Annotated in this window: 12 protein-coding genes; 11 read left to right on the plus strand and 1 reads right to left on the minus strand. The window is 52.5% G+C overall.

Annotated elements, in window-relative coordinates; all coding sequences use genetic code 11:
- Positions 1 to 29 precede the first annotated feature (29 nt).
- The 9 genes from ACTQY5_RS06590 to ACTQY5_RS06630 all read left to right on the plus strand — a co-directional run bounded on the left by ACTQY5_RS06590 (position 30) and on the right by ACTQY5_RS06630 (position 6381).
- A complete protein-coding gene (locus ACTQY5_RS06590; protein ID WP_441368971.1) occupies positions 30 to 797 on the plus strand; it encodes a class I SAM-dependent methyltransferase in 768 nt (255 codons plus the stop codon).
- Positions 798 to 969: 172 nt separating this feature from the next.
- Positions 970 to 1392: a sigma-70 family RNA polymerase sigma factor gene (locus ACTQY5_RS06595; RefSeq protein WP_441368972.1), complete on the plus strand. Its 423-nt coding sequence runs from the start codon at positions 970 to 972 to the stop codon at positions 1390 to 1392.
- Positions 1385 to 1597, plus strand: a complete 213-nt coding sequence (locus ACTQY5_RS06600; protein WP_002586615.1) for a helix-turn-helix domain-containing protein — start codon at positions 1385 to 1387, stop codon at positions 1595 to 1597. Before ACTQY5_RS06595 ends, ACTQY5_RS06600 begins: the two co-directional genes overlap by 8 nt.
- Positions 1598 to 2094: 497 nt before the next feature.
- On the plus strand, positions 2095 to 2493 hold the full coding sequence (locus ACTQY5_RS06605) for a plasmid mobilization protein (RefSeq protein WP_002596229.1): 399 nt from the start codon (positions 2095 to 2097) through the stop codon (positions 2491 to 2493).
- On the plus strand, positions 2465 to 4090 hold the full coding sequence (locus ACTQY5_RS06610) for a relaxase/mobilization nuclease domain-containing protein (RefSeq protein WP_002596230.1): 1626 nt from the start codon (positions 2465 to 2467) through the stop codon (positions 4088 to 4090). The genes ACTQY5_RS06605 and ACTQY5_RS06610 overlap by 29 nt, the downstream gene beginning before the upstream one ends.
- On the plus strand, positions 4080 to 4466 hold the full coding sequence (locus ACTQY5_RS06615; RefSeq protein WP_002596231.1) for a cysteine-rich VLP domain-containing protein: 387 nt from the start codon (positions 4080 to 4082) through the stop codon (positions 4464 to 4466). Before ACTQY5_RS06610 ends, ACTQY5_RS06615 begins: the two co-directional genes overlap by 11 nt.
- A gap of 72 nt (positions 4467 to 4538) precedes the next feature.
- The gene (locus ACTQY5_RS06620; RefSeq protein ID WP_006356266.1) at positions 4539 to 5333 is read left to right on the plus strand and encodes a replication initiator protein A; all 795 of its coding nucleotides are present in this window, start codon (positions 4539 to 4541) and stop codon (positions 5331 to 5333) included.
- A complete protein-coding gene (locus tag ACTQY5_RS06625; RefSeq protein ID WP_002596233.1) occupies positions 5330 to 6172 on the plus strand; it encodes an ATP-binding protein in 843 nt (280 codons plus the stop codon). Before ACTQY5_RS06620 ends, ACTQY5_RS06625 begins: the two co-directional genes overlap by 4 nt.
- 14 nt (positions 6173 to 6186) lie before the next feature.
- Entirely contained in the window at positions 6187 to 6381 is a 195-nt protein-coding gene (locus ACTQY5_RS06630; RefSeq protein ID WP_002596234.1) for a transposon-encoded TnpW family protein, read from the plus strand.
- 64 nt (positions 6382 to 6445) lie between these two features.
- On the opposite strand, the gene ACTQY5_RS06635 is transcribed toward ACTQY5_RS06630, so the two are convergent.
- Positions 6446 to 6646: a hypothetical protein gene (locus tag ACTQY5_RS06635; RefSeq protein ID WP_002596235.1), complete on the minus strand. Its 201-nt coding sequence runs from the start codon at positions 6644 to 6646 to the stop codon at positions 6446 to 6448.
- A 225-nt stretch (positions 6647 to 6871) separates the two neighbouring features.
- Here ACTQY5_RS06635 and ACTQY5_RS06640 point away from each other — a divergent pair, with 225 nt between their 5' ends.
- Complete coding sequence (locus ACTQY5_RS06640) at positions 6872 to 8488, plus strand: recombinase family protein (RefSeq protein WP_002596236.1); 1617 nt, start codon at positions 6872 to 6874, stop codon at positions 8486 to 8488.
- 1026 nt (positions 8489 to 9514) lie between these two features.
- Positions 9515 to 13030 carry a pyruvate:ferredoxin (flavodoxin) oxidoreductase gene (gene nifJ / locus ACTQY5_RS06645; RefSeq protein ID WP_022488152.1) on the plus strand — a complete coding sequence of 1172 codons (3516 nt, stop codon included), beginning with the start codon at positions 9515 to 9517 and terminating at the stop codon, positions 13028 to 13030.
- The last annotated feature ends 134 nt before the right edge of the window (positions 13031 to 13164 follow it).

The following is a 13164-nucleotide window of genomic DNA, read 5'->3' on the forward strand; positions in this document are numbered from 1 at the left end:
GCAACAATCAGAAGTTATGGAGGGTAACAATGGAATATCGTAAGGAAGATTTAATGGAAGCAAAAAAGCAAATTTTGGGAGTGGGAGAGAACATGGGAACAGAGGAAAGTAAAAAAATCTGGGAGGAGAACGCACAATTTTGGGATAATGCAATGGGTGACGAATCTAATGAATTTCACAGAGAGGTAGTGCGTCCCAAAGTAACGGAACTTCTATCTCCTAATCCTGCGGATTATATTTTGGATATTGCGTGTGGCAATGGAAATTATTCTTCGTATCTTGCACAAAGAGGCGCTTCGGTTGTCGCTTTTGATTACAGCAAAAAAATGATAGAATTGGCTAAAAGACGGCAATCACAATATGCAAAACAAATTGAATTTTGTGTGGCGGATGCGACCAATAGAAAAAGTATATTAGAATTAAAAAGAAATCGAGCCTTTACGAAAGCAGTTTCTAATATGGCAATTATGGATATTACGGATATTGAACCACTTCTTATGGCTGTTTATGAACTGTTGCAGGAAAGCGGAATTTTTGTCTTTGCAACGCAACACCCTTGTTTTGTCACGTTGACTGAAAAATATATGACACCGCACAGTTACTATGATATAGCGATTGAAGGGCAACCGAAAGAGCAGATTTATTATCATCGTTCCATACAAGATATTTTTAACCTTTGTTTTAGAGCTGGATTTGTCATTGATGGATTTTATGAAGAATGTTTCAAAACCAACAAAGAAATTCCTATGGTAATGATAGTAAGGCTTAAGAAGGTAAAACGTGATAGCTTAAAATAAATTCAAGTTTGTCGGGTAAATAGCAAACCCAGCCGAGCCAGTCAACGGTCAAGATGAACGGCGCATATGCGCAGCCGTTGACAGCCCCGCCCGGTTTCGCAGTTAGGCAGTCAAGGAGCGACAGCAAGGAGTGCTGCCGCCCCGCACTATTATTCAGAGAGGGGGAATTTCCATGACAGACCAGAAAGCCTATCAAGAATATATCCAGCGCAGGTACAACGCCTCTTGCAAGGCTGTTATCCGCTGTGCCGCCTTGGACAAGATTTTGAAGCTTAAACGGCAATGGGAACGGCAAGTTTCCCTTGACTATCTGATGAACGAGAAGTTTGTCCAGTTTGCCGCGTCGGAGCCGGACGAGGAATACCCATTTACCGTCTGCGGTCAGACCGTCCTGCTCTGCAACGCCGCCCTTGCCGACGCGATCTCTGTTTTGCCGGAGCAGACGCGGGAAGAAATCCTGCGCTATTACTTTCTGCGCCAGCCGCAGCGCGTGATCGGCGCGTGTATTGGCCGGTCACGCAGCACAGCGGGGCGGCATATCCAGCTTGCCTTGCAGCGGCTACGCGAAGAAATGGGGGTGAGCCGGTATGAGTAGACTTCTCCCCTATGAAACAATCCTCAAAGCCCGTGAGGGCGACCCAGAAGCCGTGAACGCTGTCCTGCTCCACTACGCCGGATATATCCGCTATTTCTCAAAAGTGAACGGGCAGGTCAACGCCGAGGTGGAGGACTATGTAAAGCAGCGGTTAATTGACTGTCAATTCAAGTTCCGGCTTGACGAACCACCGGACAAGTCATAAAAACTGAATACCAGCCGCCACCGACGCGGCCAGCGAAAGCAGTAAGTCTTGAAAAAGATTTACTGCTTTTTTTGTTGTCCGGCTCCGCTCCCGGCCATTTTGCCCCCTGCCGGTTGTAGTAGTAAGCGAGGAGGGAATTTTTCTGCCCTGGTGTTTGGCATTTGGAGCATTTACCCGTAGTAGAGGGCAAAGAGAAAGGATTTCTCCAACACCGGGTAGAAACCACTGCGTCCGGTGTCATTTTAGCGAAAGCGGGCAGGAATGCCCTTTACAGGATTAGTAGTAGCAGAAAAAGAGAAACAAACTTTTGTGGTTGCAGTTTTCCAAAAAAGTGGCGGACGGAAGTGAGAGAAAGTTTGCAGTCACGGAGAGCAAGTTTCTACCACGGTGCCAAAATCCGCAATTCTGCAGTTTTGCCCCTCGCGGGAAACTTGTTGGGGAGTGCCTTCCCCAAACCCTGCTCATGCGCCCTTACGGGCGAGAAAGGAGGTCACACCATGCGAAAGAAATACAACACGCCCCACCGCAGCCGCGTTGTGAAAACCCGGCTGTCCGAAGATGAGTATGCCGACTTCACAGCGCGGCTTGCGCCCTATGGTATCAGCCAGTCCGAATTTCTCCGGCAGGCGATACGGCGGGCGACCATACGCCCGGTTGTCCATGTGTCGTCGGTCAATGACGAGTTGCTTTCCGCTGTCGGGAAGCTGACAGCCGAGTACGGCAGGATCGGCGGCAACCTCAATCAGATTGCCCGGTATCTGAACGAATACGGCGTACCCTACAACACCCTTTCCGGCGAGGTACGCGCCGCCATATCCGACCTTGCCGTCCTCAAGTATGAAGTCCTCAAGAAAGTAGGTGACGCGGTTGGCAACACTCAAGCATATCAACTCTAAAAACGCCGACTACGGAGCCGCCGAGCAATATCTTCTCTTTGAGCATGACGAGTTTACCATGAAGCCCGTCCTTGATGAAACCGGCAGGCTTATCCCCCGCGAGGACTACCGGCTGTCCACGCTGAACTGCGACGGGGAGGATTTTGCCGTTGCGTGTATGCGGGCCAATCTCCGCTATCAGAAAAACCAGCGGCGGGAAGATGTGAAAAGCCACCACTACATCATCAGCTTTGACCCGCGGGACGGGCCGGACAACGGCCTGACCGTAGACCGGGCGCAGGCGTTGGGGGAACAATTCTGTAAAGAGCATTTTCCCGGCCACCAGGCCCTTGTCTGCACCCACCCGGACGGGCATAACCACAGCGGCAACATTCATGTGCATATCGTCATAAACAGCCTGCGGATTGAGGAAGTGCCGTTCCTGCCCTACATGGACAGGCCGGCCGATACGAAAGTCGGCTGCAAGCACCGATGTACCGACGCTGCCCTGCGCTACTTCAAATCCGAAGTCATGGAGATGTGCCACCGGGAGGGGCTTTATCAAATCGACCTCTTGAACGGCAGCAAGAACCGCGTCACCGACCGGGAGTATTGGGCGCAGAAAAAGGGACAGGCCGCGCTGGACAAGCAGAACGCCCCCATGATTGCCGATAGTATCACGCCCCGGCAGACCAAGTTTGAAACGAACAAGGAGAAGCTGCGGCAGACCCTACGGAAAGCCCTTGCCACCGCCGCCAGCTTTGACGAGTTTTCCTCTCTGTTGCTGCAGGAGGGTGTGACCGTCAAGGAGAGCCGGGGGCGGCTTTCCTACCTCACGCCGGACAGGACAAAGCCAATTACCGCCCGGAAGCTGGGCGACGATTTTGACCGCGCCGCTGTCTTTGCCGTTTTAGAGCAAAACGCCGCCAGAGCAGCCGAAGCGCCAGCCAGATCCCCCGATCCCCCACGCACCATAAAAGACCGCTTGCAGGTTGCCAGAGCCGAGATAGCCGCCCCGAAACAGGACGGAGTGCAGCGGCTTGTGGACATTGAGCAGAAAATGGCCGAGGGCAAAGGCCGGGGCTATGAACGCTGGGCGAAGATACACAATCTGAAGCAGGCCGCCAAAACGCTGTCCGTCTACCAGCAATACGGCTTTACTTCCCCGGAGCAGTTAGAAGCCGCCGTTGACACCGCCTATCAGAAAATGCGCCAGACCAGCGGCGAACTGAAAGCACTGGAAACGAAGCTGCAAGGGAAAAAGAAGTTGCAGCGGCAGGTGTTGGCCTACGCCCAGACCAAGGCCGCCCGCGACGGGCTGCGGGCACAGAAATCCGAGAAAGCCCGCGCCGCATACCGGCAGGCCCATGAGAGCGATTTTATCATAGCCGACGCAGCAGCCCGGTATTTCAAGGCGCATGGCATTACCAAGCTGCCCGCCCGGAAAGCGTTGCAGGCCGAGATCGAGCAGCTTATCTCCGAGAAAGACGGCCTGTATAACACCTATCACGAACAGAAACAGCGGTTCAAGGAGTTGCAGACCGTCAAGCGGAACATCGACCAGATTTTGCGCCGGGACGAGCCGCACCGCAGAAAGGAGCAGAGCCATGAGCGATAACCTGCCCCACATGGACTACCGCCAGCACCGGCGGGCGCGGCGGCTGGTACATGAGTGCTGTAACTACGATGAGGGGAACTGCCTGCTATTGGACGACGGGGAGCCTTGCGTGTGCGTCCAGAGCATTTCCTTTTCCCTCATGTGCCACTGGTTCCGTGTGGCTGTCCTGCCCCTTGACGGGGAGCTGGCCGCAGCCCTCTTGTGCCGGGGAAGCCGGAAACGGTGTGCCGTCTGCGGGGCGGCCTTTGTCCCCAAATCCAACCGGGGAAAATACTGCCCCGACTGCGCCGGGCGCATGAAGAAAATCAAAGCCGCCGAGAGAAAGCGGAAACAAAGGCAGAGATGTCACGCTTTAGAGCCTTTCAAACCCGCATAAATCAAGGCTTTTTTCGTGGGTGTCAAAGGGTACGCGATACATTTATCCTTTTCCCCCGGAAACGGCGTTTTAATGCGTGACAATACGCCAAAATCAACCCGAACACAGGGAGGTGATCCTATCGCTGATTATATCAGGGCAGACACGCGGCTGCCCGCCTATCTGCCGTATCCCCGTTTCCTGCTGAAAATGGAGATTTCACAGACCGCCAAGCTGCTGTATTCGCTGCTGTTAGACCGTTCCACCCTCTCCCAGAAAAACAAGTGGCTGGACGACGAGGGCAGGATTTATATTATCTATCCCATCGCGGAGATAGCAGAAATACTGGATAAAGGCAGCACCACCATCAAGGGGGCGCTTAATGAACTGGACACGGCGGGGCTGTTGGAACGGGAACGGGGCGGCTTCTCCGCACCGAACCGGCTTTATGTCAAAGTACCGCCAGTGCCACAGGTACAGTTTTCAGACCAACTGATGGCCGGAAGTCCGCCCCTCATAGAGCCGGAAAACCGTCCTACTGATGGTCAGAAAACCGACCTTATGATGGTCGGAAAACCGTCCCCTAACCAAACTACTATAAACAACCTTACAGAGAGCCAAACAAAGGGAGTGAGTGGGGGGCCGTCCGCGCCCTATGGCCGATATGGAAATATTTTTCTGTCACAGACCGAATACGACGAGTTGCAGGCAGAGTACCCTGACAGGCTGGAACGGTTCATCGAGGAAATGAGCCGCTACCTTGCCGCCAACGGGAAAAGCTACCAGAACTATGCCGCCGCCCTGCGGATATGGGCGGGGAACGACAAAAAGGAAGCCCCTAAAAAGGGCATACCAGACTACTCATGCAAGGAGGGCGAGAGTTTATGAAGAATGAAATCAACGCGGTTTTGGAGAATATGACGACCACCATCCCGGAGCCGGAGGACTACACCGGCGAGGACGGTTTACTGTACTGCGGCAAGTGCCGCAAGCCGAAAGAAGCCTATTTTGCGCCGGATAAGGCCGCTATCTTCGGGCGCGACCGCCACCCGGCAGAGTGCGACTGCCAGAGAACCGCCCGCGAGGAACGGGAAGCCGCCGAAAAGCGGCGCAGACACCTTGACACCGTGGAAGAACTGAAACGCCGGGGCTTTACCGACCCCACCATGCGGGACTGGACTTTCGAGAACGACAACGGCAGGAACCCGCAGACCGGGCTTGCCCGCCGGTATGTGGAGCATTGGGAAGATATGCGGACAGACAATATCGGCTGCCTGTTCTGGGGCGGCGTAGGCACCGGCAAAAGCTACCTTGCAGGCTGTATCGCAAACGCCCTCATGGAGAAAGAAATCCCCGTCCGCATGACGAACTTTGCTCTTATCCTCAATGACCTTGCCGCCAGCTTTGAGGGGCGCAACGAGTACATTTCCCGCCTTTGTCGTTATCCGCTGCTGATCCTTGACGACTTCGGCATGGAACGCGGGACGGAATACGGGCTGGAACAGGTGTTCAATGTGATTGACAGCCGTTACCGCAGCGGCAAGCCGCTGATCGTCACGACCAACCTTACGCTGGACGACCTGCACAACCCGGAGGACACCGCCCATTCCCGGATTTATGACCGCCTGCTTTCCATGTGCGTCCCGGTACGCTTTACCGGCGACAACTTCCGGCAGGAAACCGCCAAGCGGAAAATGGAGAGCATGAAGAAACTGATTACCGACTGAAAGGAGTATTGCCTATGGCAGATAACAAGCAGCACGACACCCGCACCACCCGCCGCCCTGACTGTGTGACGGAAATCCGCATGGGCAATTCCGTCCTTGTCGTGTCCGGCTATTTCAAGAAAGACACCACAACCACAGCCGCCGACAAAATGGCGCGGGTACTGGAAGCGGAAGCCGCTGCTACACAGGAGCCGACTTATCCGGCGTGAACCGGGGCATGGAAAAGCGGCCATGCCAGGGAGCATGACCGCTGGAACGAAAATCGGAAGTGCTTTAGCAATTCTTAATCTCATTCTCTATAAAATAATTTGCAATTTCAAAGGCTTTTATTCTTCTCTTTGCCAATGTGATTTGTGATTTATAACGCTCGGAATTATCCTTTGATTCAAATGTTTTTACTGTTTCTCTTAGCTTGTGCAGAGTTGAATCAATTTGCCTTTTGGCCGCGGTTAATTCATCTATTGTATACTTCATGTTTTCTCCTTTAACTTCTGATTTTTTTGTTAAATCAGAGTATACCACGGAGTTATGAACTTTTCTACTGCAAATATGGGACGACAACCCATACCATAAAAATCGGAAAATTGAAAAGCTGTAAAGAAGCAAATTTAACGCTTTTGCCGCTGTACAGCCCCCGCCGTTCCGTGGTACAATGAAACCACGGAATAGTGGGGCTGGCTGTCGGAAACGGAGGATTTTATGTTAAGACAAGCCACCCAAAACCTCATTACCGCCCTTTATCCGAGATTGTCCCACGAGGATGAATTGCAAGGCGAGAGTAATTCCATATCGAACCAAAAAAGGATACTCGAAACCTACGCAAAACAGAACGGCTTTACCAATCTGCGCTGGTACACCGACGACGGTTTTTCCGGCGCGAACTTCCAGCGGCCCGGATTTCAAGCCATGCTTGCGGACATTGAAGCCGGGAAAGTGGGTACGGTCATCGTCAAGGACATGAGCCGGTTAGGGCGAAACTACTTGCAGGTAGGGTTTTACACGGAAATGCTGTTCCCTCAAAAGGGTGTGCGTTTTATCGCTGTCAACGATAATGTGGACAGTGCCAGCGAGGGCATGGACAACGATTTTACCCCGCTGCGAAATCTGTTCAATGAATGGCTGGTGAGAGATACGAGCAAGAAAATCAAGGCAGTGAAAAAGTCAAAAGGCATGAGCGGCAAGCCTGTTACCAGCAAGCCGGTTTACGGCTATGTGATGGACGAGGACGAGAATTTTATTATAGACGAGGAAGCCGCCCCGGTGGTGCAGCAGATTTACCAGCTTTGCCTTGCCGGGAACGGCCCGACCAAGATTGCCCGTATGCTGACGGAGCAGCAAATCCCCACGCCGGGGACGCTGGAATATCAGCGGACAGGCAGCACCCGCCGTTATCACCCAGGCTATGAGTGCAAATGGGCGACCAACACCGTCGTTCATATCCTCGAAAACCGAGAGTACACCGGATGTCTGGTGAACTTCAAAACGGAAAAGCCTTCTTATAAGGTCAAGCACAGCATAGAGAACCCCGTCGAGAAGCAGGCCATTTTCGAGAACCACCATGAGCCGATCATCGACAAGGAAACATGGGAACGGGTGCAGGAGTTACGCAAACAGCGCAAACGCCCGAACCGCTACGATGAAGTGGGGCTGTTCTCCGGGATTTTGTTCTGCGCCGACTGCGGCCATGTGCTGTATCAGCAGCGGTATCAGAACAAAGACCGCAAACAGGACTGCTACATCTGCGGCAGCTACAAGAAGCGCACCCGCAACTGTACGGCGCACTTTATCCGCACCGATCTGTTGACCGCTGGTGTCCTGGCAAATCTCCGGCAAGTGACCGAATACGCAGCCAAGCATGAGAGCCGGTTTGTGAAACTACTTGTCCAGCAGAACGAGATCGGCGGCAAGCGAAAGACCGCCGCAGCCATCAAGCAGCTTGAACAGGCGCAGGAACGCATTTCTGAAATCAGCCGCATTATCAAGCGGCTGTATGAGGACAATGTAAACGGCAAAATCAGCGATGAGCGTTTCATGGAACTGTCGGCTGACTACGAAGCCGAGCAAGCGGAGCTGAAAAAGAGAGCCGCCGCCCTGCAAGCCGAACTGGACAAGTCACAGGCAGCTACCGTCAACGCCGAGAAATTTATGGGCATTGTCCGCAAGCACCTTGCCTTTGAAGAACTGACCCCCACTCTCTTGCGGGAAATGATCGAGAAAATTGTGGTGCATGAGTGCAGCTATGATGAGAACGGCACCCGCAGGCAGGACATTGAGATTTATTACAGCTTTGTCGGCAAGATTGACTTGCCCGAATAACCGCCCGACCTATCCGACACAATGGCCAAGTGTCGGATAGGAACGGCAAAATTTTTTGCACTTCTATTGCTTCTTTATCACACATAAGCAAACAGATGGGGCATGAACCACCACCACAACCACACCCCTGTATGACCATTGAAGATGTCAACAACCATTGGAACCATGAGTTGTAGACCATTCCACAAGGAAACCCCTTCCTGTCTATGGGGAGAAGAAGGAAGCAAAATCGTTCGGCGTTCTGCTTGAAGGCCAGACCATCGGGGGCCAGAAGTGCGGCAAATTCCCAAAAGGGCGTGCGCTGCTGTTCGTCCTGGCCAATGCGGGGGCTGTGATTTGCGGCCCCCTCTTATTCATGATGAGGAAAATCATCGAGTATACGCCCCATTTTCAAGAAGAAAATCATGGGGATATATAAACCCTTGCACAGAACACAACGAAAGCCCATTGGGATAGAAGCGGCGGCTTCCATGAACCAGTAAGAGGGAATCCCTGTAGCTGAACCGTCCCCGATTTCGTCAAGGTACTGGTTCGGGCCTTCAATGTGCGAGGGTCGGGCGCACGGCGGCGGGTCTTGTGAGAAATTTCACAGATTTGTCACATTCTATACAGTGCCGCATGGATTCCCCCGCATGATGTTCGGCGGCGTGACATGGCGTGACCGTCACGTGACATCACCGTGACGTCACGTTTTTGGGAAGTTGCTTCTAAAAGTGGAAATTTCTCTTTTCCCTGTGGAAGCGTTGAAGAACCCAAATAAAAAAGGCCCGATTCTTCATCGGGTCTGGACGGCTTACAGGGGAAGCGTGAAGTTTTATGTTATGCTCATTTTTTGCACAATCGGTGGTTTATGGCCCGCAAAGCCAGTAACCACGAGATGTTAGACAATTCACAATAAATTGTCTACAAATAAGAAAAAATTTATTTGAGATTCTGTTCATTTTGATATATAATTATAGGCGACTAGGGGGACTATGGAAGTCTTACTATCGTAGTCAGTATCTCTTAGAAAGAGGGGCTATTTAAATGAAAAAAATGAAGACAATGGATGGCAACACCGCGGCCGCATATGCTTCTTATGCGTTTACGGAAGTTGCAGCGATCTACCCGATCACTCCTTCTTCTCCTATGGCAGAAGCAAGTGATGAATGGGCTTCTCATGGCAAGAAGAACATTTTCGATCGCCCGGTACAGATCATGGAAATGCAGTCTGAAGCAGGTGCTGCCGGTGCTGTGCACGGCTCTCTGGCTTCCGGTGCTCTGACCACGACCTACACTGCATCCCAGGGGTTGCTGCTGATGATCCCGAACATGTACAAGATCGCTGGCGAACTGCTGCCCGCCGTATTCGACGTTGCAGCCAGAGCTTTGGCTACCAGCTCTCTGAACATCTTCGGTGACCACAGTGACGTTATGGCCTGCCGTCAGACCGGCTTTGCCATGCTGGCAGAAAGCGGCGTTCAGGAAGTTATGGACCTGACCGCAGTTGCTCACCTGTCCGCCATCAAAGGCCATGTGCCTTTCCTGAACTTCTTCGATGGGTTCCGTACTTCTCACGAAATCCAGAAGATCGAACTGCTGGACTATGATGAACTGAAAAAACTGGTTGACTACGATGAACTGAAGAAATTCCGTGAAAATGCGCTGAACCCGGATCATCCTGTAATCCGTGGTACCAACCAAAACCCGGATATCTACTTCCAGACCCGTGAAGCTGTAAACAAATACTACGAAGCCCTGCCGGAAATCGTAGAAGATTACATGAACAAAATCAGCAAGCTGACTGGCCGTGACTACAAGCTGTTCAACTACACCGGTGCTCCCGATGCTGAAAACGTTGTAGTAATCATGGGCTCCGGCGCTCAGACCGTGGAAGAAGTTGCCAAGATCCTGAACGCTCAGGGCGAAAAAGTCGGCGTGCTGAACGTACATCTGTATCGTCCGTTCTCCGCCAAACATTTCTTCCAGGCCATGCCTGCAACCGTAAAACGGATTGCTGTTCTGGACCGGACCAAGGAAGCCGGCTCCAACGGCGAACCTCTGTACCTGGATGTCCGGGACATCTACTACAACAAGGCTGACCGTCCTCTGATCATCGGCGGCCGTTACGGCATGGGTTCCAAGGAATTCTATCCTGGCGATGCTCTGGCTGTGTTCGACAACCTGAAGGCTGCTGAACCCAAAGACCACTTCACCGTAGGCATTGTGGATGATGTGACCAACACCTCCCTGCCGAAGGAAAAGACCCTGGACATCACCCCGAAAGGCACCATCTCCTGCAAGTTCTGGGGCCTGGGTTCCGATGGTACCGTTGGTGCCAACAAGAGCGCCATCAAGATCATCGGCGACAAGACCGACATGTACGCACAGGGCTACTTCGCTTATGACTCCAAGAAGTCCGGCGGTATCACCGTATCCCACCTGCGTTTCGGTCATACTCCGATCCATATGCCGTTCCTGATCAACTTCGCTGACTATGTTGCTGTACACAATCCTTCTTATGTACATCGTTACAACGTAGCCTCCGGCCTGAAAAAAGGCGGCGTGTTCCTGCTGAACTGCCCCTGGAACGCTGAAGAACTGGACAAGGAACTGCCTGGCCAGCTGAAACGCTACCTGGCAACCAACGACATTCAGTTCTACACCATTGACGCTGTGAAGATCGCTTCTGAAATCGGTCTGGGCGGCCGTATCAACATGATCATGCAGGCTGCATTCTTCAAACTGACCGGCGTAATCCCTGTGGATGATGCTGTGAAGTACCTGAAGGAATCCATTGTTACTTCCTATGGCAAGAAAGGCCAGAAGGTCGTTGACATGAACAATGCCGCTGTTGATCAGGGCGTCAATGCCATCAACAAAGTGGAAATCCCCGCTGCATGGGCTGATGCAAAAGACGAAGACCTGTACAAGAAGACTGGCAACGCCTTCGTTGACAACATCATGATCCCCATGAACGAACAGGAAGGCGACAAGCTGCCGGTCAGCGCTCTGATGGGCCAGGCCGATGGTACCTTCCCCTCCGGTACTGCTGCTTATGAAAAACGCGGTATCGCCATCAACGTTCCTGAATGGAACATTGAAAACTGCATCCAGTGCAACCAGTGCGCCATCATGTGCCCGCACGCTGCCATCCGTCCGTTCCTGCTGACTGACGAAGAAGTGAAGAACGCTCCGGAAGGCCTGAAGACCAAACCGGCTCTGGGTGCAAAAGGCCTGAACTTCTGCATCACCGTGAGCCCCATGGACTGCCAGGGTTGCTCCAACTGCGTGGATGCCTGCCCGGGCATGAAAGGCAACAAGGCTCTGGCCATGAAACCTTTCGCTACTCAGGAAGGCCGCGCTCCCATCTGGGATTATGTGGTGAACAAGGTTGCTCCGAAAGCCAACCCCATGACCACGGCTACTGTGAAGGGCTCTCAGTTCGAACAGCCCCTGCTGGAATTCTCCGGTGCCTGCGCTGGCTGCGGCGAAACCCCGTATGCCAAACTGGTTACCCAGCTGGTTGGTGACCGTATGATGATCGCCAACGCTACCGGCTGCTCCTCCATTTGGGCTGCTGCTGCTCCTTCCATGCCTTACACCACCAACCACAAGGGCCATGGTCCTGCCTGGGCCAACTCCCTGTTCGAAGACAACGCTGAATATGGTCTGGGTATGTACCTGGGCGTAAAGGCTGTCCGGGATCGTCTGGTTGACGAAATGAAGGCTGCTGAAGCTGTTGCTTCCGCTGACCTGAAGGCTGCCATGGAAGACTGGATTGCCAACAAGGACGAAGGCGAAGGCTCTCGTGCCCGTGCTGAAAAACTGGTTGAACTGCTGGAAGCTGAAAAAGCCGGCAAACCGGAACTGGAAGCTCTGTACGAAAACAAACAGTTCTTCGTGAAACGTTCTCAGTGGATCTTCGGCGGCGACGGCTGGTCCTATGATATCGGTTACGGCGGACTGGACCATGTACTGGCATCCGGCGATGATGTAAACGTAATGGTATTCGATACCGAAGTTTACTCCAACACCGGCGGACAGTCCTCCAAGTCCACTCCTGAAGCTGCTGTTGCTCAGTTTGCCGCTTCCGGTAAACGGACCAAGAAGAAGGATCTGGGCATGATGGCCATGACCTATGGCTATGTATACGTAGCTCAGATCAACCTGGGCGCTGACAAGAACCAGGCTCTGAAGGCCATCCGGGAAGCTGAAGCTTACCATGGTCCTTCCCTGATCATCTGCTACAGCCCCTGCATCAACCACGGCATCAAGAGAGGCATGAACCACTCCTTCCTGGAAGCCAAGGCTGCTGTTGACTGCGGTTACTGGAGCTGCTTCCGGTACAACCCGACTCTGAAGGCTGAAGGCAAGAAGTCCTTCTTCCTGGACAGCACCAAGACTCCGAACTTCGATGAATTCGAAAACTTCCTGAAGGGCGAAGTACGGTATGCATCCCTGGCCAAAGGGTTCCCTGACATTGCAGAAGATCTGTATGCCAAGACCAAGAAAGACGCTGAAGAACGTCTGGCCGGCTATGTAAAACTGGACGCTGAATAAGTCTCGATTCTTCAAAATCTCCTGTCACGAAAGTGACAGGAGATTTTTTTTTTAATAATGTTCAGAATGTTGCATATTTCCATTATGAACTGGTGTAAACAGGAGATATGTGGTAAAATTTAGTCATATCGCTA

It is taken from the genome of Acidaminococcus sp. HCP3S3_H5 (assembly GCF_052122235.1).
Lineage (GTDB): Bacteria > Bacillota > Negativicutes > Acidaminococcales > Acidaminococcaceae > Acidaminococcus.